Here is an 18,858-nt window from a genome sequence, read left to right as displayed (position 1 = left end):
TATCCATATTCAGCTAAAATTACATAACAAAAAAGAGTGACTAATCAAATTAATGATTAATCACTCTTTTCTAAAAGATGAGTCATGAAGGGCTCGAACCTTCGACACCCTGATTAAAAGTCAGGTGCTCTACCAACTGAGCTAATGACTCATAAAACTGGTGGAGGATGATGGATTCGAACCACCGAACCCGTACGGGAGCAGATTTACAGTCTGATGCGTTTGGCCACTTCGCTAATCCTCCAAGGATTAAAGGTGGCTCGGGACGGAATCGAACCGCCGACACGAGGATTTTCAGTCCTCTGCTCTACCGACTGAGCTACCGAGCCATATTTAATTTTTAGGATTAATGGCGGAACCGACGGGATTCGAACCCGCGATCTCCTGCGTGACAGGCAGGCATGTTAGGCCAACTACACCACGGTTCCAGGCATTAATGGTGCCGGCGAGAGGACTTGAACCCCCAACCTACTGATTACAAGTCAGTTGCTCTACCAGTTGAGCTACACCGGCGTATATGGTGGAGGCTGAGGGGATCGAACCCCCGACCCTCTGCTTGTAAGGCAGATGCTCTCCCAGCTGAGCTAAGCCTCCTGGGTAATATGGTAGCGGCGGAGGGGATCGAACCCCCGACCTTACGGGTATGAACCGTACGCTCTAGCCAGCTGAGCTACACCGCCATATTAATTGTGTCTTGATTGCTTGTCCATCTTAAGGTAAAGATGGCGGAGAGAGAGGGATTCGAACCCTCGCACCGCTTACGCAGTCTAACCCCTTAGCAGAGGGTCCCCTTATAGCCACTTGGGTATCTCTCCAAATAACAATCTTCAACATCATTCAAGGATTGCTCCCTGAAAACTAGATTCGAAACGAAACATGCGATTTAAAACTTGCTATTGGATAAGCCCTCGACCGATTAGTACTGGTCAGCTCCATGCATTGCTGCACTTCCACCCCCAGCCTATCTACCTCGTCGTCTTCAAGGGGTCTTACATACTGGGAAATCTCATCTTGAGGGGGGCTTCACGCTTAGATGCTTTCAGCGTTTATCCCTTCCGTACATAGCTACCCAGCGGTGCTCCTGGCGGAACAACTGGTACACCAGCGGTACGTCCATCCCGGTCCTCTCGTACTAAGGACAGCTCCTCTCAAATTTCCTACGCCCACGACAGATAGGGACCGAACTGTCTCACGACGTTCTGAACCCAGCTCGCGTACCGCTTTAATGGGCGAACAGCCCAACCCTTGGGACCTACTTCAGCCCCAGGATGCGATGAGCCGACATCGAGGTGCCAAACCTCCCCGTCGATGTGGACTCTTGGGGGAGATAAGCCTGTTATCCCCAGGGTAGCTTTTATCCGTTGAGCGATGGCCCTTCCATGCGGTACCACCGGATCACTAAGCCCGACTTTCGTCCCTGCTCGACTTGTAGGTCTCGCAGTCAAGCTCCCTTATGCCTTTGCACTCTTCGAATGATTTCCAACCATTCTGAGGGAACCTTTGGGCGCCTCCGTTACTCTTTAGGAGGCGACCGCCCCAGTCAAACTGCCCACCTGACACTGTCCCCGCACCGGATTACGGTACCAGGTTAGAACCTAGATACGATCAGGGTGGTATCCCAACGTTGCCTCCACGCAAGCTGGCGCTCACGTTTCAAAGGCTCCCACCTATCCTGTACAGATCGTACCCAAATTCAATATCAAGCTGCAGTAAAGCTCCATGGGGTCTTTCCGTCTTGTCGCGGGTAACCTGCATCTTCACAGGTATTAAAATTTCACCGGATCTCTCGTTGAGACAGCGCCCAAGTCGTTACGCCATTCGTGCGGGTCAGAATTTACCTGACAAGGAATTTCGCTACCTTAGGACCGTTATAGTTACGGCCGCCGTTTACTGGGGCTTCGGTTCACAGCTTCGGGATTGCTCCCTAACCACTCCCCTTAACCTTCCAGCACCGGGCAGGCGTCAGCCCGTATACTTCGCCTTACGGCTTCGCACAGACCTGTGTTTTTGCTAAACAGTCGCTTGGGCCTTTTCACTGCGGCCCCCTCGTGCTATTCACACTACCGGGGCACCCCTTCTCCCGAAGTTACGGGGTCATTTTGCCGAGTTCCTTAACGAGAGTTCTTCCGCGCGCCTTAGAATACTCTTCTCGCCTACCTGTGTCGGTTTGCGGTACGGGCACCATCACCTGGCTAGAGGCTTTTCTTGGCAGTGTGAGATCATGACCTTCGCTACTGTAATTTTCACTCCCCATCACAGCTCAGCCTTACGATGTGCGGATTTGCCTACACATCAGCCTTACTGCTTAGACGGACATCCATCAGTCCGCGTCACTACCCTACTGCGTCCCCCCATTGCTCATAACGGCTTACGGTGGTACAGGAATTTCGACCTGTTGTCCTTCGACTACGCCTTTCGGCCTTGCCTTAGGTCCCGACTTACCCTGAGCGGACGAGCCTTCCTCAGGAACCCTTAGGCTTTCGGCGGATCAGATTCTCACTGATCTTTTCGTTACTCATACCGGCATTCTCACTTGTATAATGTCCAGCGCTCCTTACGGTACACCTTCAACCCTTATACAACGCTCCCCTACCCCTGATGCAAAGCATCAAGCCATAGCTTCGGTGGTGTGTTTAGCCCCGTTACATTTTCGGCGCAGAGTCACTCGACCAGTGAGCTATTACGCACTCTTTAAATGATGGCTGCTTCTAAGCCAACATCCTGGTTGTCTGTGCAACTCCACATCCTTTCCCACTTAACACACACTTGGGGACCTTAGCTGATGGTCTGGGCTGTTTCCCTTTTGACAATGGATCTTAGCACTCACTGTCTGACTCCCGGAAGTAAGTCTATGGCATTCGGAGTTTGACTGAGCTTGGTAACCCTTGCGGGCCCCGCACCCAATCAGTGCTCTACCTCCACGACTCTGTTTTCCGAGGCTAGCCCTAAAGCTATTTCGGGGAGAACCAGCTATCTCCGAGTTCGATTGGAATTTCTCCGCTACCCCCACCTCATCCCCGCATTTTTCAACATGCGTGGGTTCGGGCCTCCAGTGCGTGTTACCGCACCTTCACCCTGGACAGGGGTAGATCACCCGGTTTCGGGTCTACGTCCACGTACTATGTCGCCCTATTCAGACTCGCTTTCGCTGCGGCTCCGGCTCTTCACCTTAACCTTGCACGGGAACGTAACTCGCCGGTTCATTCTACAAAAGGCACGCCATCACCCCTAAAACGGGCTCTGACTTTTTGTAAGCACACGGTTTCAGGTTCTATTTCACTCCCCTTCCGGGGTGCTTTTCACCTTTCCCTCACGGTACTGCTTCACTATCGGTCGCTAGGAAGTATTTAGCCTTGGCAGATGGTCCTGCCGGATTCATACGGGGTTTCACGTGCCCCGCACTACTCGGGATCCGTCTCGGAGGGAACAGACTTTCAACTACAGGGCTTTTACCTTCTTTGGCGGGCCTTTCCAGACCTCTTCGCTTAACCGGTTCCTTTGTAACTCCATGTGAGACGTCCCACAACCCCAAAGAGCAAGCTCTCTGGTTTGGGCTTCTCCGCGTTCGCTCGCCGCTACTGACGGAATCACTATTGTTTTCTCTTCCTCAGGGTACTTAGATGTTTCAGTTCCCCTGGTATGCCTCTGCACAACCTATGTATTCAGTTGTGAGTAACTGGAAATTACCCCAGCTGGGTTTCCCCATTCGGACACCCCCGGATCAAAGCTTGCTTACAGCTCCCCGAGGCAGTTTCGTTGTTCGCCACGTCCTTCATCGGCTCCTAGCGCCTAGGCATCCTCCGTGTGCTCTTAGTAGCTTAACCATATTGCTCCGGTTTTGACTGCTCGCTTCCCTTGTTTTGCTTGCGCAAAGCCAAAAGTCACTCCCATTCAATACCATCGCAAAAGCAATTAACTACCGTTTTTATTGAAACTTGTTTTAACACAAGTTCAGCTAAAAAGGAATGTTCTAATTCGCATTACTTTCGTTTCGATATCTAGTTTTCAAAGAACAAACTTGTAAAACAATTTTGGTGGAGCCAAGCGGGATCGAACCGCTGACCTCCTGCTTGCAAGGCAGGCGCTCTCCCAGCTGAGCTATGGCCCCATATGAAATTAAAAAGTGTAGATGGTGGGCCCTGGTGGACTCGAACCACCGGCCTCACCCTTATCAGAGGTGCGCTCTAACCAACTGAGCTAAGGGCCCACATTATATATACTATTTGAACCCAAAATGGGTTACGCTTGGCGGCATTCTACTCTCCCAGGACCCTGCGGTCCAAGTACCATTGACGCTGAAGGGCTTAACGGTCGTGTTCGGGATGGGAACGTGTGGAACCCCTTCGCTATCGCCACCAAACGTTTGAGAGTTTGAGCTCTCAAAACTGAGCAACGAGTGAGTGTTTTGCTCTTCATTTCATCCACACCAAGGTGAAGGACCGAAATGAATTGCGGTCGCAGGTTCTAAGAACCTGCTTATTTGAATGTTTCCACTCGGGAAACGATTCTCCATAGAAAGGAGGTGATCCAGCCGCACCTTCCGATACGGCTACCTTGTTACGACTTCACCCCAATCATCTATCCCACCTTCGGCGGCTGGCTCCTTGCGGTTACCCCACCGACTTCGGGTGTTATAAACTCTCATGGTGTGACGGGCGGTGTGTACAAGACCCGGGAACGTATTCACCGCGGCATGCTGATCCGCGATTACTAGCAATTCCGACTTCATGCAGGCGAGTTGCAGCCTGCAATCCGAACTGAGACCGGCTTTGTTGGGATTGGCTCCATCTCGCGATTTCGCAGCCCGTTGTACCGGCCATTGTAGTACGTGTGTAGCCCAGGTCATAAGGGGCATGATGATTTGACGTCATCCCCACCTTCCTCCGGTTTGTCACCGGCAGTCTATCTAGAGTGCCCACCCGAAGTGCTGGCAACTAAATATAAGGGTTGCGCTCGTTGCGGGACTTAACCCAACATCTCACGACACGAGCTGACGACAACCATGCACCACCTGTCTCCTCTGTCCCGAAGGAAAGGTACATCTCTGTACCGGTCAGAGGGATGTCAAGACCTGGTAAGGTTCTTCGCGTTGCTTCGAATTAAACCACATACTCCACTGCTTGTGCGGGTCCCCGTCAATTCCTTTGAGTTTCAGTCTTGCGACCGTACTCCCCAGGCGGAGTGCTTAATGTGTTAACTTCGGCACCAAGGGTATCGAAACCCCTAACACCTAGCACTCATCGTTTACGGCGTGGACTACCAGGGTATCTAATCCTGTTTGCTCCCCACGCTTTCGCGCCTCAGCGTCAGTTACAGCCCAGAGAGTCGCCTTCGCCACTGGTGTTCCTCCACATATCTACGCATTTCACCGCTACACGTGGAATTCCACTCTCCTCTTCTGCACTCAAGTCACCCAGTTTCCAGTGCGATCCGGGGTTGAGCCCCGGGATTAAACACCAGACTTAAATGACCGCCTGCGCGCGCTTTACGCCCAATAATTCCGGACAACGCTTGCCCCCTACGTATTACCGCGGCTGCTGGCACGTAGTTAGCCGGGGCTTTCTTCTCAGGTACCGTCACCTTGAGAGCAGTTACTCTCCCAAGCGTTCTTCCCTGGCAACAGAGCTTTACGATCCGAAAACCTTCATCACTCACGCGGCATTGCTCCGTCAGGCTTTCGCCCATTGCGGAAGATTCCCTACTGCTGCCTCCCGTAGGAGTCTGGGCCGTGTCTCAGTCCCAGTGTGGCCGATCACCCTCTCAGGTCGGCTACGCATCGTCGCCTTGGTGAGCCGTTACCTCACCAACTAGCTAATGCGCCGCAGGCCCATCCCCAAGTGACAGATTGCTCCGTCTTTCCAGTTCTCTTCAGGCGAAGAAAACAATTATTCGGTATTAGCTACCGTTTCCGGTAGTTGTCCCAAACTTGAGGGCAGGTTGCCTACGTGTTACTCACCCGTCCGCCGCTAACCATCAGAGAAGCAAGCTTCTCTTCAAGTCCGCTCGACTTGCATGTATTAGGCATGCCGCCAGCGTTCGTCCTGAGCCAGGATCAAACTCTCCAATAAAGTATTGAAAAGAGCGATAAGCTCATTTTGAATCTGACGAGATTAAAAATCTCATTTGTGCTCCAGTTGATCCAAGCCAAGGCTGGTTTCAAACTTTCGCGTTCATCCTGCAAGCAGAATGTTTACTCACTCGTTGTTCAGTTTTCAAAGATCAAACTTGTTTTTTTGTCACCATTTTCTCTCAGCGGCGACTTTTATAATATATCACACTTCGTTTGTTTTGGTCAAGTGTTTTTTTGAAATTCTTTTTCGAAGTTCGTAATGAACTTCTTCATTTCATCAAAAGCATGTAACCAAGCAAGCAAAGCAACGAGATATAATGTACCATATAAATATCCTAGGAGTCAACTATCCGAACAAAGAAATTTTCAGCCCCAATAACAGGCCCACACCTGGCAATCCCAAAACAGTTACAGTCCCTATCGTTGCAGGGTTCAGCGGGATGTAGACACCTGTAATCCAGCCGGAATAATTCACGATGTATATCCCTACTGCAGCCAGCACCAGATGAATTCCGAAAGACGTGAAAAATGATAACCCTATTCGCTTTCTGAACAATACAACGATAAGTCCCAGTAACGATAAAACCAATACACTCCCCAATATAATACTCTTCATATGGTACACCTCCGTGTTTAATGTAAATCTAACTCTACATACTAACCCCTCGCTGTGATGTAACATCATCATTTGCTCTGGCTCGCTTCGCTCTCTTCAAATGAATCTGGTACTTCCGTTCGGCCGCCTCCAACACATAAATGGCATAATCAATCTCATCCTGCCCCTGCGCATCTTCGAACTGTCTCATTGCCCGCTCCCATTCCTGCTTTGCCAACTGAATATCTTCATAGATTTGATCCGCCTCAAGTTCCTTCAACATTCTGTTGTGCTTCTCCATCGAGTTCCGTGTATTTCGCCACATAAACATAAACTCTCCCCCTCCTGATCAGTGCAGCATATTCTCATACTTATCAGGGAAAGGACAAACTTAGAACTTGAACATTTCATTTTCCTCACAAAAAAAGAGAGCCCTAAGGCTCTCTTGGCAAAAAGAATCATATTTAGAACACGAAGTTTCTCGGAAGTACACTGTGTTTAAAACAAATACACTAACGCATCTCCCTGCGCCCTTCCAAGGCTTTCGAAAGAGTCACCTCATCGGCATACTCCAGATCGCCTCCTACAGGCAATCCATGGGCAATTCGAGTCACACTGATCTCAAACGGACGCACCAAGCGGGAGATGTACATCGCTGTAGCCTCGCCCTCAATATTGGGGTTCGTCGCCAGAATGATCTCTTTTATACGTTCATCACTTAATCGAATCAGAAGTTCCTTCAAACGAATATCGTCCGGACCAATTCCCTCCATAGGTGAAATCGCGCCCTGTAACACATGATAGTATCCATCGAATTCTTTGGTGCGCTCCATGGCCACCAGATCTTTCGAATCCTGGACTACACAGATTACAGAGACATCCCTGGACTTATCCTGACAGATGCGACACGGGTCCGTATCGGTAATATTACAACACACCGAACAGTAATGAAGGTTACGCTTCACACTCACGAGTGCTTTGGCAAAATCGATAACGTCATCTTCCTTCATGTTAAGCACATGAAAAGCTAAACGCGCCGCTGTCTTGGGGCCCACACCTGGCAAACGGGTAAAGGCATCAATCAGCTTGGCTATTGGTTCGGGATAATACAATCGATTATGTCTCCTTTGACAGGATCAATTTAAATTAAAATAGTCCCGGAATATTCATGCCGCCTGTGAACTTGCCCATATCTTTGTTGGCAATCTCATCAGCTTTGGCCATTGCATCATTAACTGCTGTCATAACGAGATCCTGCAACATTTCAACATCTTCCGGATCTACCGCTTCAGGTTTGATCGTGATAGCAAGCAATTTCTTGTGTCCGTTAACTTCAGCAGTTACAACCCCGCCGCCGGAGGTACCTTGGACTGTTTTGTCCGCCAGTTCCTCTTGTGCTTTCAGCATTTGCTCCTGCATCTTCTTCACTTGTTTCATCATTTGGTTCATGTTGTTCATAATTATTCATCTCCTTTGTTATAGTTATCGCGCTATGCGCATTATTCTTTGATCACTACAAGATCCTCACCAAAGAGCTGGATAGCTTCATCAATCCAAGGCTGTTTGTTGCCTGAACCGCCGTCTTCATGCTCAGGTTCAAGCTTAAAGTCCTCCTTTGGCGCTTCAGAAGCTCCTTCCATTGCTCCGGTCCAATCTTTGAGCATCATCGTCACCAATCGCGCCGGACGCCCAAGTTGTTCGGACAACACCCGCTCAATGACTTCGCGGTTAGCCGGCTTCTCCGTCGTTTCACGGTGAATATTGTTTTTAAAGGCAACCAGAACGTTGTCTTCAAGCAATGAAACCGGCTCACCATCCACAAACCAGGCGTGAACGGTAACTCTTTCTTCCTTCACTCGTTGCAGGATCTGACTCCACTTTTTGCTGATCTCCGCGAACTCAGGGGCTCCTTTGCGTGCAACATATTGATCCAACTGGGCAGGTAGCTTCGCAGGCGAGTTCCCTCTCGATACAGGGGCTCTTGTTGCCGGACGCGATGGAGCACTTGATGTACCCTCTCCACCAGACAACCCACTCTTAAGTGCACGATCCAATTTCTTCTCCAGCTCAGCAAGCTGCTGCTTCAAGCGGTTGATCTCTCCCCCATCAGCAGGCGCCGCATGAGATGAAGCTCCCACCTGAACAGAAGCCTCTCCTTGTGCTGGGATACTACACAGTTTAAGCAATGCGACTTCAAATAATGTCTGTGGCTGTACCGCATATTTCATTTCACTCTGGTACCGATTAAGGGTGTCGATCATGTGGAACAGTTGTTCCTTGGTGAATGACTCCGCCATATCACGGAAAGCTTCCGGATTAAGTACCCGGTCCGTCAGCTTGTCTGCATTAGGTACCATCTTAATCATAAGCAAATCACGGAAATAATACAGTAAATTCTCCATGCACTTGTCTGCACTCTTTCCTTCATGCATAAAGCCTTCAATCATCTGCAAAATATGACCAACATCACCTTTGAGCAGTGAAGCAGCCAGTTTGGCAAATTGCTCTGAAGCAATGCCACCCGTCATGTCCATAACCTGCTGGTACGTTACTCGTCCATCCGTAAATGAAGAGATCTGATCCAGCACACTAAGCGCATCCCTCATTCCACCGTCCGATAACCTGGCAATGTATTGGAGGGCGTCTTGGTCAGCTTCCATGCCTTCTTGTTCACAGATCAGTGTAAGCCTTGCTGTCTGCTCCTCCAGGGAAACCCGGCGAAAATCAAATCGCTGACAGCGCGATATAATGGTAGCCGGAAGGCGATGTGGTTCCGTTGTTGCCAAAATAAACATCACATGTGGCGGTGGCTCTTCCAATGTTTTGAGCAAAGCATTGAATGCCTCCGTCGTCAGCATGTGCACTTCATCAATAATATAGACTTTCTGCCGGACTTCGGTTGGCGCATATTTAACCTTTTCCCGAAGATCACGGATTTCCTCAACGCCCCGATTGGATGCAGCATCAATCTCCTGCACATCCATCACAGCGCCAGTCGTAATCCTGCGGCAAGCTTCACACTCGTTACAAGGTTCAGGTGCAGGACCACGTTCGCAGTTCACAGCTTTGGCCAAAATCTTGGCGGCACTCGTCTTTCCCGTTCCTCTGGGCCCGCTAAATAAGTAGGCATGGGAAGTCCGCTGTTCACGAATCGCGTTCTGCAAGGTCTGAATAATATGCTGTTGTCCCACCATATCTTGAAACGACTGGGGACGCCAAGCCCGGTATAACGCGATATGCTCCATGATGCGTTACCTTCCTTCCACTTCGCATTCGAGTCCTTTGTCGTTCCCCTATTATACTATATTCCAGGGTGAATCCAAACTTTATCTGACTCATTCATGCATGGTTTTTTAAGACATATCAAAAAGACCCCTGCATACATACAACTGCAAAGGTCTCTACATTTAAATGGTAAGCCGTGCACCTGCTATCGATATTTGCGATCCAAGTGGCACCCCTGAACAATAGCTCGGGCTAGGCGACCCTCCGGCACAAGAGTGATCTCACTTATGGCTGCTTCCTTCCGGACCTGACCAGGTTCATGAGTACTCATTGCGGAGGACCCAACCGTCAACACCACGTTCAGGGACCAAACCTCACATCGACAAAACCTCTAGCAGGAATTCAACCTCGCTATAGCGGATTGCGAGTTACAGGGCACCGCTACCTCCCCATCTAGCACGGTAAGAAATAGTATAACGTAAGGTTATCCAAATTGCAACCAGAAGGAACGTGGAAACAATTAGACACACATAATGCATATAAAAAAACCCCTGCCGGATCGGCAGGGGTGGGTTGGATGCAATTAGCAGACAACTCCAAGAATTGTCCTATTAGATTCCGTATTTCTTCTTGAAACGATCAACACGGCCGCCAGCATCGATAAACTTCTGTTTACCTGTGAAGAACGGGTGGCACGCGGAGCAAATCTCTACACGAAGTCCGTCTTTAACCGAACCTGTCTCAAAAGTATTCCCGCAAGCGCAAGATACTTGACCAATCGTGTAATTAGGATGAATTGCTTCTTTCATTACCTTTCACCTCTTTCCGCCCTGAGCCTCAAGCGGACCCAGAGTAAATGGCACAACTCTGAGATTATAACACGGTCTACTGCCTGTTGCAATCCATTATTGTTAAGAGGTAATCAACCTTTTTGGACGTGCCATTCCAGCTGGTGGAACGTGAGTATACGATCCGATTACAACATCAGGCAACTCGTCTTCAAAGATCTCTATCATCTGCTTCATGCCCAAGATATCACCTTGAGCTGGAGGAATTAACTCCAGATAGCTCTCCGGATCAATATTGAGATTACGCATCTGAATCAAACGCAGATCAGTTCTTCGTGCAAATTCAATCATTGCCTCAATCTCTTCCTCACGATCTGTTACGCCTGGAAAGATTAAATAGTTAATGGAGGTGTATACCCCCTGCTGAGCTGCGTATTTCATCGACTTCTCGACATTGGCCAAGGTATAGCCACGCGGCTTATAGTAGGCGTTATAATGGTCATCCAGTGCACTAATTGTACTTACGCGCATCAGATCCAACCCAGCGTCTACAATTCCTCTAATGTGATCATTCAGACCGGCATTGGTATTAATGTTGATATACCCCATATCCGTGACGGAACGCACTTCCCGAATGGCTTCAATAATCAGCTTGGCCTGCGTGGAAGGCTCCCCTTCACAACCTTGTCCAAAGCTAATGATGGATTCAGGTGTCTTCAGGTGCTCCATCATGACTTGCACAATCTCATCCACACGCGGGCGGAAGTTCATACGTGTCTGCGGGGAAACAAATCCACTATCATCTGGTTGCTCGGAGATACATCCGAAACAGCCCGCATTACAGGAATAGGATACCGGCACTCCGCCTTCCCAACGATTCAGGAACGTGTTCGATGAAGTTAGACATTCATATCCGAGCGCACAATTGGACAGATGGGTATAAAGACGATTCTCGGGATATTGCTCCGTCAACCGTTTAACTCCGGAACGCACATCATCCCGATCACAGTTGAGTGGATTCCATTGGTCAGGACTATCCGACTTCGCAGCCGTGACATAGAAACCGCCATCTTTCCAAACTACTGCGGAATAGCCGAACAACGGCAATTTATACTCTTTATCCGTCTTCACATAACCAGGGAGACACAAACGAGTGAATCCCTGTGGAAGCAACGCACCTACAGCCTGTGTGTCCGTTGGCATCGGCAACATCTCACCTGTATCCGGGTCCATACCAATGGGCCGAGTACTTGGGAGTCCAACCAAAGTTGCACCCTCCGGCAAAGGGATCAGTTCATCCTCCATAATTTCAACGATCATATCTCCGCTGCGGGCAAGCCCGTACAGGGATGGGTGATCAAATACATTACCTTTTTCATCTGCGTATACTAAATACATGATGTTCTCCTCACATCTAATGGGTTAAACCTAACGACGAGTGTATTGTAAAATTCACAGCAACGCTGCTAAACGCATGTTATTGGTCGAACGACGCTTATGTCGATGTACCTGACGTAGCTGTCTGTCTTGGTGAGCGGCGGGTTGTTGTTGTCCCCGAATTGCTTGTTGGACTATTACCAGCTGAATCAAATGCCGCCAAAAATTCTGCATTTGTCTTGCTGTTGCGAAGTTTCTTCAGGAAACCTTCGACAAAGTCATGGGAATCATTCATGTTCTTGCGAATTGCCCAGATGGTATCGAGCTCTTCCTTGCTGAGCAACACTTCTTCACGACGCGTACCAGAACGACGAATGTCGATTGCCGGGAATATACGACGTTCAGCCAGACGACGGTCCAGATGCAACTCCATATTACCCGTACCCTTAAACTCTTCGTAAATGACGTCATCCATACGTGAACCGGTATCAATTAATGCCGTTGCCAGGATGGTCAAGCTTCCGCCTTCTTCCACATTCCGTGCAGAACCGAAGAACCGTTTCGGACGATGGAATGCAGCTGGGTCAATACCACCACTAAGCGTACGACCAGATGGTGGAATAACCAGGTTATATGCACGGGCAAGACGTGTAATGCTATCCAGCAGGATAACGACATCCTTTTTAGCCTCAACCAGACGAAGCGCACGTTCAAGCACCAATTCCGCCACCTTGATATGGTTCTCAGGCAGTTCATCAAATGTCGAAGCCACAACTTCCCCTTTAACCGAACGTGACATATCCGTTACTTCCTCTGGACGTTCATCAATCAACAGGACAAACAGTTCAATTTCTGGATTGTTAGTTGAGATGCTGTTGGCAATTTCTTTGAGGAGAAGCGTTTTACCCGCTTTGGGAGGTGCTACGATCAATCCGCGCTGTCCCAATCCTACCGGGGCGAGCACATCCATAATGCGTGTGGACAAATGGTTGGGGGATGTTTCGAGAACCAGTTTTTTCTGCGGATACAGTGGGGTTAGTGCCGGGAAGTGAAGTCGCTCTGCAGCCGCCGATGGATTCTCACCATTTACAGCGTTGACTTGCAACAAACCGAAGTATCTCTCGTTTTCCTTAGGCGTTCTACACTTACCTGATACGAGGTCACCTGTTCTTAGGTCAAACTTGCGAATCTGAGAAGCTGAGATGTAGATGTCTTCCGTGCTTGGCAAGTAGTTGATCGGCCGAAGAAATCCGTAACCTTCAGGTAAAATTTCGAGTACGCCTTGCATGAACATCAGACCGCTTTGTTCAGCTTGTGCGCGTAATATAGCAAAGATTAATTCTTTCTTTTTTAACGTACCATAGTAAGGAATCTGATATTTTTTGGCCAGCTTGTAGAGGTCCGTTAGTTTCATTTCTTCCAAATCGGAAATTTGTAGATCCATATAATAACCACCTATTCAATTAATAAGTCCGTGTGAAATGGATAGTTTCGCTAGATGTTCCGGCTATAGAGCGTAGCGTCTGCCACAATCTCTTCTGTCCATTGTACGGAATGTAACCGTTATAATGCAAATACTTGTCTTTGAGTGTAAGTTTCCGGGTGGGATGGCCATATTCGGCATAATCCGCTAATGAGTGAACTCGATGCAATGAGGCGATCGATCCAGGTAGACCGGCTATGGAGCGCAGGTTCAAACAAAACCGGGGGTTGGGGAAAGAGAAATGATGTTCTTACAGCCATATGAAGTTTGATTCAAAAAAAGACCCTCCGGTAAAGGAAACAGAAACATTTCGTCTTATGCCGGAGAGACTGAGAACTCTATTAAAACAGGTTTACCCAATTGCTGAAAGGATATGCAATCCAGCTAAAATAAACATGTGCATGACATAATCATACATGATGCTTACGAATTAATCGGTTTCCCGCCATACATCTGCTCCAAGCAGACGAAGATTGGTCACCAGGTGATCGTAACCACGGTCGATATATTCGACCCCCGTTACTTCAGTCACACCTTCACTGACGGTGAGACCTGCAATCACCAGCGCTGCTCCAGCACGAAGATCGGATGCTTTTACTTTGGCCGCGTTCAATGCACTGCCTTCAATAATCGCTGACCGGCCTTCTACCCGAATCTTAGCGCCCATCCGCACCAGTTCTGGCACGTGCTTGAACCGATTACTGTATACAAAGTCGCTCAGGACACTCACACCGGTTGCCTGTGTTAAAACACTGGTCATTGGTGACTGTAAATCGGTTGGAAAACCAGGATATACAAGTGCCTTCACGTCCACGTGGTTATAGTTTGGTTTACCAATGACACGTATACTTTCGTCCAATTCCTCAATGCCAACACCCATCTCCAGCAACTTTGCCGTTAAAGCCTCCAGATGTTTGGGAATCACATTGTCGATCAGAACATCACCGTGCGTTGCCGCTGCAGCGATCATATACGTACCTGCTTGAATACGATCCGGAATGATGGAATGACGACAGCCTTTAAGCTCCGAAACCCCTTCAATACGGATTGTTTCGGTACCTGCACCCTTGATGCTGGCACCCATGGAATTCAGAAGCGTTGCTACATCTATAATCTCAGGCTCTTTAGCCGCGTTTTCGATAATTGTAGAGCCTTTGGCACGAGTAGCCGCCAGCATGATATTAATGGTTGCACCGACACTGCTTACATCAAGATAGATCTTTGCTCCACGCAGCTCTTTGGCATGCAAATGAATGGAGCCGTGTTCGTTTGTTACGGTTGCGCCAAGCGCTTCAAACCCTTTGATATGTTGATCAATTGGACGAGGCTCGAAATTACAGCCCCCTGGTAAACCTATGGTCGCTTCTTTGAAACGCCCTAATAATGCACCCATCATATAATACGAAGCACGAAGCTTCTTCACGGGACCATTCGGCATAGGAATGGATTTGATGTCAGAAGGATCAATCTTCATCTGACTGCCTTCCCAAGTCACATGTGCTCCGAGTTCCTCCAAAATTTCTGCATAAACCGCCACATCACTCAAAAGTGGAAGGTTGTCCAACACGACTTCTGACTCGGCAAGCAATGCTGCAGGAATAAGCGCAATGGCGCTGTTCTTGGCGCCGCTTATAGTTACAGTTCCCTGTAACGGACGTCCGCCACTAATCATCAATTTTTCCATAAAGCTTAATGTCCCCCTACGTGTTTTGCAGCCGATGAACGGCAATACGTGCTGTTGGCTTCCGATGTAGAAATAAGGTGTGAAAATGGAAAGACACCGGCTAGGCGGTGTTCTTCCATTTCACAGTATGGAACTGGTAAAGATAAATTACGCTTTGTTGTTGGAACCAAATTCGCGGATTTTACCTTTAACTGTTTCTTTGATTGCATCACGGCCTGGTACGATGAATGTACGTGGATCGTAAGCATCTGGTTTAGCTGCAAGCACTTCACGAACCACTTTTGCGAAAGCAATTTGGTTCTCTGTGTTTACGTTGATTTTGGATGTACCCAGGGAAATAGCTTTGTCGATGTCGTGTTTAGGAATACCTGTACCACCGTGCAATACGAGTGGGACTTGTACCGCGTCACGAACTTCTTCCATTTCTTTGAAGCCCAGGTTAGGCTCGCCATGGTAAGGACCGTGTACGGAACCAAGAGCTGGTGCCAATGTGTCGATACCTGTTTCTTTAACGATACGGATACACTCGTTCAGGTCAGCATACATGATACCGCCGATAACGTCGTCTTCTTGTCCGCCTACAGTACCTACTTCAGCTTCTACAGAAACGCCTTTAGCGTGTGCATATTCAACAACTTTTTTAGTCATTTCGATGTTCTCATCGATAGAGTGGTGGGAACCGTCGATCATAACGGATGTGAATCCAGCATCGATCGCTTCTTTACACTTGTCGAAGCTTGAACCGTGGTCCAGGTGAATTGCAACTGGAACAGTGATTTTCATGTCGTGAATGAGTCCTTCTACCATTTTAACTACAGTGTAGAAGCCACCAATGTGACGTGCTGCGCCTTCGGATACACCCAGGATTACTGGGGATTTCTCTTCTTCAGCAGCACCAAGAATCGCTTGAGTCCACTCAAGGTTATTGATGTTGTATTGACCAACTGCATATTTTCCTTCAAGTGCTTTGTTCAACATGTCTGTCATAGATACTAATGGCATGGTTTCAATCCTCCTAGGGGTTTGGGTTGTGTCTATGGTTTTTAGCCGAAATCACATACGGGCTTATTATACCACATCCCATGTCAAATACTAAACAAGCATTTGCAAAAATGCTGTGCTTTGCAGCACAGTTTTCATAGACACCGCTTTATGACTTCCCCATTTCCAATATTCCCCGGATGATGGAGTGAAATACCCCATTTTTCCACCACGCACCTTCTATGTTCTCACACGCAAAAAAATCCTGTATCTACAGGATTCAGCTGCATTTGTTGGCAGCACCATTGCGAAGCTGCATATTCACAGCCACTCGCATCTCATCAATATCAAATGGTTTTGTAAAATGCATGAGTGCCCCGAGATCCGTGGCTTCCTTAATCATGTCCAGCTCGCCATAAGCGGTCATCATAATGACCTTGATATCTGGATCAATTTCTTTAATATGCTTCAGGATTTCCAGGCCGTCCATCCCAGGAATCTTCATATCGAGTAGTACCAGATCAGGCTTATCATTGTTCACAATTTCCAGGGCGATCTTGCCGTTGGGTGCTTGAAACGTGTTATATCCTTCACTGCCGAACACTTCCATTAACAGGATTCGAATACCATTCTGGTCATCAACAATCAAAACTTTTTTATCTTCCACTCTTTAACCTCCTAGAATTAGGAAAGCATTGTACACCTTCGAATCTGGATAACTATCCCATAGTCGTCATGATAAGTATTCTACCTCTTCCATTAAAATCCTGCTACCTTCATAAAATGACAAAAAGCATTTTGAACTGCTTTTCACGCAAAAAAAGGGATATTCCGGCATCCGCTATGGTTGCCAGGAACATCCCCAATATCTATTACATTAACACTAAAACCATGTATTATTTCTGTGCATTCTCCAGAGAAGCTTTCACGAACTCACGGAACAATGGTTGCGGACGGTTAGGACGGGAAGTGAATTCCGGGTGGAATTGTACTGCCAAGAACCATGGGTGTCCTGGAAGTTCCACAATCTCAACCAGACGTCCATCCGGGGATGTACCCGAGATAACCAGTCCTGCTTTTTCGATCGCTTCACGGTATTCATTATTGAACTCATACCGGTGACGGTGTCTCTCATACACCAGCTCGTCATCATAACAAGCCATTGCCAAAGATCCTTCCTGAAGCTTACAAGGATACAGACCCAGACGCATTGTGCCACCCAGATTTTCGATATCTTTTTGCTCAGGCAACAGATCGATTACCGGGAATTCCGTAGCCGGATTAATCTCGGAGCTGTTCGCACCATTCAAGCCAACGATGGAACGTGCATATTCAATAACGGAAACCTGCATACCCAGGCAAATACCGAAGAACGGAATTTGTTTCTCACGGGCATAACGGATTGCTGATACTTTACCTTCGATACCCCGGTCTCCAAATCCACCAGGAACCAAGATGCCGCCGACGCCATGTAACAGGTCGCCTACATTCTCATCGGTGATATCTTCGGAATGAATCCAGCGAATCTTCACATCTGCATTGGATGCAAATCCTGCATGAGACAAGGACTCAACAACACTCAAGTAGGCATCATGCAGCGCTACATATTTACCAACAATAGCGATCTCAACCGTATGCTCCAGCTTGTTGATCCGGTCAACCAGCCCTTCCCACTCGCTCATATCCGGTGCAGGAGTAGTCAGTTTCAGGTGGTTTACTACAATCTCATCCAAGCCTTCTTCACGCAGGTTCAGAGGTACTTGATACAACGTGTCTGCATCGCGACATTCAACTACAGCATTCTCATCAATGTCGCAGAAAAGAGCGATTTTGGCTTTCATGTCGTTAGACAATTCATATTCCGTACGGCACACAATGACATTCGGTTGAATACCGATGCTACGCAGTTCCTTAACACTATGCTGCGTTGGTTTTGTTTTCACTTCACCTGCTGCCTTGATGTAAGGAATAAGAGTTACATGGATGTACATCACATTGTCGCGACCTACATCACTCTTGATTTGACGAATGGCTTCCAGGAAAGGCAAACTCTCGATGTCGCCCACTGTTCCGCCAATTTCCGTAATAACAACATCCGAACCCGCTTCACGTCCAGCTCGGAATACACGCTCTTTGATCTCGTTCGTAATGTGTGGAATAACTTGTACCGTTCCGCCCAGATATTCCCCGCGTCGCTCTTTGCTGATGACGGAGGAGTATACTTTACCAGTCGTGACGTTGCTGTTTTTGGAGAGATTGATATCAATAAAACGTTCATAGTGGCCAAGGTCCAGATCCGTTTCCGCGCCATCATCCGTTACAAAAACCTCGCCATGCTGATAAGGACTCATTGTCCCTGGGTCGATGTTGATGTATGGATCAAATTTTTGAATCGTTACCTTAAGCCCTCTGTTTTTCAGCAATCTGCCCAGCGAAGCAGCCGTAATCCCTTTGCCTAGGGAGGACACAACTCCGCCCGTCACGAAAATATACTTTGTCACTGTTATTACCCTCCTAATATAAATACAGAAATTCAGGCGATATATGGTGTTATCGTAACCTGTTTCCCAGGTAATCATCGTTAAAAAGAGCAATGGCAGAAATTCCCTGCATCTGCCGAACTGCTCTTTCTGCGAAGACGGTTTAAATACACGT

General features: G+C 48.1%; 12 protein-coding genes, 10 tRNA genes, 3 rRNA genes and 1 other RNA gene. All 26 read right to left on the bottom strand.

All coding sequences use genetic code 11. The features are described from left to right. Nucleotides 1–78 precede the first annotated feature (78 nt). The 26 genes from M1D71_RS00725 to M1D71_RS00600 all read right to left on the bottom strand — a co-directional run bounded on the left by M1D71_RS00725 (nucleotide 79) and on the right by M1D71_RS00600 (nucleotide 18,704). Nucleotides 79–151: transfer RNA gene (locus tag M1D71_RS00725), tRNA-Lys, on the bottom strand. 7 nt (nucleotides 152–158) lie between these two features. Then, a tRNA-Tyr gene (locus tag M1D71_RS00720) sits at nucleotides 159–244 on the bottom strand. Between the two features lie 12 nt (nucleotides 245–256). Continuing rightward, nucleotides 257–329 (bottom strand) — tRNA-Phe (locus M1D71_RS00715). A 21-nt stretch (nucleotides 330–350) separates the two neighbouring features. Then, nucleotides 351–428 (bottom strand) — tRNA-Asp (locus M1D71_RS00710). Nucleotides 429–437: 9 nt separating this feature from the next. Beyond that, nucleotides 438–513 (bottom strand) — tRNA-Thr (locus tag M1D71_RS00705). Nucleotides 514–518: 5 nt separating this feature from the next. Continuing rightward, nucleotides 519–594 (bottom strand) — tRNA-Val (locus tag M1D71_RS00700). A gap of 9 nt (nucleotides 595–603) precedes the next feature. Continuing rightward, nucleotides 604–680 (bottom strand) — tRNA-Met (locus M1D71_RS00695). Nucleotides 681–723: 43 nt separating this feature from the next. Further along, nucleotides 724–815: transfer RNA gene (locus M1D71_RS00690), tRNA-Ser, on the bottom strand. 81 nt (nucleotides 816–896) lie between these two features. Next, nucleotides 897–3,824, bottom strand: a 23S ribosomal RNA gene (locus M1D71_RS00685). Between the two features lie 208 nt (nucleotides 3,825–4,032). Beyond that, nucleotides 4,033–4,108: transfer RNA gene (locus M1D71_RS00680), tRNA-Ala, on the bottom strand. Nucleotides 4,109–4,130: 22 nt separating this feature from the next. Continuing rightward, nucleotides 4,131–4,207: transfer RNA gene (locus M1D71_RS00675), tRNA-Ile, on the bottom strand. A 36-nt stretch (nucleotides 4,208–4,243) separates the two neighbouring features. Next, a 5S ribosomal RNA gene (gene rrf / locus M1D71_RS00670) occupies nucleotides 4,244–4,360 on the bottom strand. A 155-nt stretch (nucleotides 4,361–4,515) separates the two neighbouring features. After that, nucleotides 4,516–6,068 (bottom strand): 16S ribosomal RNA (locus tag M1D71_RS00665). Together the 16S, 23S and 5S rRNA genes with 10 tRNA genes alongside form the textbook arrangement of a ribosomal RNA operon. 348 nt (nucleotides 6,069–6,416) lie before the next feature. Beyond that, nucleotides 6,417–6,686: a pro-sigmaK processing inhibitor BofA family protein gene (locus tag M1D71_RS00660; RefSeq protein WP_458124861.1), complete on the bottom strand. Its 270-nt coding sequence runs from the start codon at nucleotides 6,684–6,686 to the stop codon at nucleotides 6,417–6,419. A gap of 34 nt (nucleotides 6,687–6,720) precedes the next feature. Further along, the gene (locus M1D71_RS00655; RefSeq protein WP_458127124.1) at nucleotides 6,721–6,948 is read right to left on the bottom strand and encodes a DUF2508 family protein; all 228 of its coding nucleotides are present in this window, start codon (nucleotides 6,946–6,948) and stop codon (nucleotides 6,721–6,723) included. A gap of 229 nt (nucleotides 6,949–7,177) precedes the next feature. Continuing rightward, on the bottom strand, nucleotides 7,178–7,777 hold the full coding sequence (recR, locus tag M1D71_RS00650; RefSeq protein WP_062838113.1) for a recombination mediator RecR: 600 nt from the start codon (nucleotides 7,775–7,777) through the stop codon (nucleotides 7,178–7,180). Between the two features lie 34 nt (nucleotides 7,778–7,811). Beyond that, nucleotides 7,812–8,123, bottom strand: coding sequence for a YbaB/EbfC family nucleoid-associated protein (locus M1D71_RS00645; RefSeq protein WP_036607248.1), 312 nt, complete (start codon nucleotides 8,121–8,123; stop codon nucleotides 7,812–7,814). Between the two features lie 41 nt (nucleotides 8,124–8,164). Beyond that, nucleotides 8,165–9,910, bottom strand: coding sequence for a DNA polymerase III subunit gamma/tau (gene dnaX, locus M1D71_RS00640; RefSeq protein ID WP_458124860.1), 1,746 nt, complete (start codon nucleotides 9,908–9,910; stop codon nucleotides 8,165–8,167). A gap of 174 nt (nucleotides 9,911–10,084) precedes the next feature. Continuing rightward, nucleotides 10,085–10,352: signal recognition particle sRNA large type (gene ffs / locus M1D71_RS00635), an RNA gene on the bottom strand. Between the two features lie 149 nt (nucleotides 10,353–10,501). Then, complete coding sequence (gene rpmE, locus M1D71_RS00630; protein WP_036607255.1) at nucleotides 10,502–10,699, bottom strand: 50S ribosomal protein L31; 198 nt, start codon at nucleotides 10,697–10,699, stop codon at nucleotides 10,502–10,504. A 102-nt stretch (nucleotides 10,700–10,801) separates the two neighbouring features. Beyond that, nucleotides 10,802–12,076 (bottom strand): radical SAM protein, encoded by a 1,275-nt coding sequence (locus M1D71_RS00625; protein WP_145326614.1) that lies wholly within the window; start codon nucleotides 12,074–12,076, stop codon nucleotides 10,802–10,804. A 97-nt stretch (nucleotides 12,077–12,173) separates the two neighbouring features. Further along, nucleotides 12,174–13,499, bottom strand: a complete 1,326-nt coding sequence (gene rho / locus M1D71_RS00620) for a transcription termination factor Rho (RefSeq protein WP_036607258.1) — start codon at nucleotides 13,497–13,499, stop codon at nucleotides 12,174–12,176. Nucleotides 13,500–13,968: 469 nt separating this feature from the next. Then, nucleotides 13,969–15,222 (bottom strand): UDP-N-acetylglucosamine 1-carboxyvinyltransferase, encoded by a 1,254-nt coding sequence (locus M1D71_RS00615; RefSeq protein ID WP_458124859.1) that lies wholly within the window; start codon nucleotides 15,220–15,222, stop codon nucleotides 13,969–13,971. Between the two features lie 147 nt (nucleotides 15,223–15,369). After that, nucleotides 15,370–16,224: a class II fructose-1,6-bisphosphate aldolase gene (fba, locus tag M1D71_RS00610; RefSeq protein WP_145326613.1), complete on the bottom strand. Its 855-nt coding sequence runs from the start codon at nucleotides 16,222–16,224 to the stop codon at nucleotides 15,370–15,372. Between the two features lie 259 nt (nucleotides 16,225–16,483). Next, nucleotides 16,484–16,870: a response regulator gene (locus M1D71_RS00605; protein ID WP_458124858.1), complete on the bottom strand. Its 387-nt coding sequence runs from the start codon at nucleotides 16,868–16,870 to the stop codon at nucleotides 16,484–16,486. Between the two features lie 229 nt (nucleotides 16,871–17,099). After that, on the bottom strand, nucleotides 17,100–18,704 hold the full coding sequence (locus M1D71_RS00600; RefSeq protein WP_145326611.1) for a CTP synthase: 1,605 nt from the start codon (nucleotides 18,702–18,704) through the stop codon (nucleotides 17,100–17,102). Nucleotides 18,705–18,858: the final 154 nt, after the last annotated feature.

The organism is Paenibacillus sp. Z3-2 (assembly GCF_054161325.1).
The sequence above is the reverse complement of the archived record's forward strand: the minus strand, read 5'-3'. Positions and strand labels throughout refer to the sequence as shown.

Bases quoted from the DNA above. Each gene is read 5' to 3' on its own strand.
- M1D71_RS00660 (WP_458124861.1), bottom strand. From the start codon at position 6,686: ATGAAGAGTATTATATTGGGGAGTGTATTGGTTTTATCGTTACTGGGA.
- M1D71_RS00655 (WP_458127124.1), bottom strand. From the start codon at position 6,948: ATGTTGAAGGAACTTGAGGCGGATCAAATCTATGAAGATATTCAGTTG.
- M1D71_RS00645 (WP_036607248.1), bottom strand. From the start codon at position 8,123: ATGAACAACATGAACCAAATGATGAAACAAGTGAAGAAGATGCAGGAG.
- dnaX (WP_458124860.1), bottom strand. From the start codon at position 9,910: ATGGAGCATATCGCGTTATACCGGGCTTGGCGTCCCCAGTCGTTTCAA.
- rpmE (WP_036607255.1), bottom strand. From the start codon at position 10,699: ATGAAAGAAGCAATTCATCCTAATTACACGATTGGTCAAGTATCTTGC.
- M1D71_RS00625 (WP_145326614.1), bottom strand. From the start codon at position 12,076: ATGTATTTAGTATACGCAGATGAAAAAGGTAATGTATTTGATCACCCA.
- rho (WP_036607258.1), bottom strand. From the start codon at position 13,499: ATGGATCTACAAATTTCCGATTTGGAAGAAATGAAACTAACGGACCTC.
- M1D71_RS00615 (WP_458124859.1), bottom strand. From the start codon at position 15,222: ATGGAAAAATTGATGATTAGTGGCGGACGTCCGTTACAGGGAACTGTA.
- fba (WP_145326613.1), bottom strand. From the start codon at position 16,224: ATGCCATTAGTATCTATGACAGACATGTTGAACAAAGCACTTGAAGGA.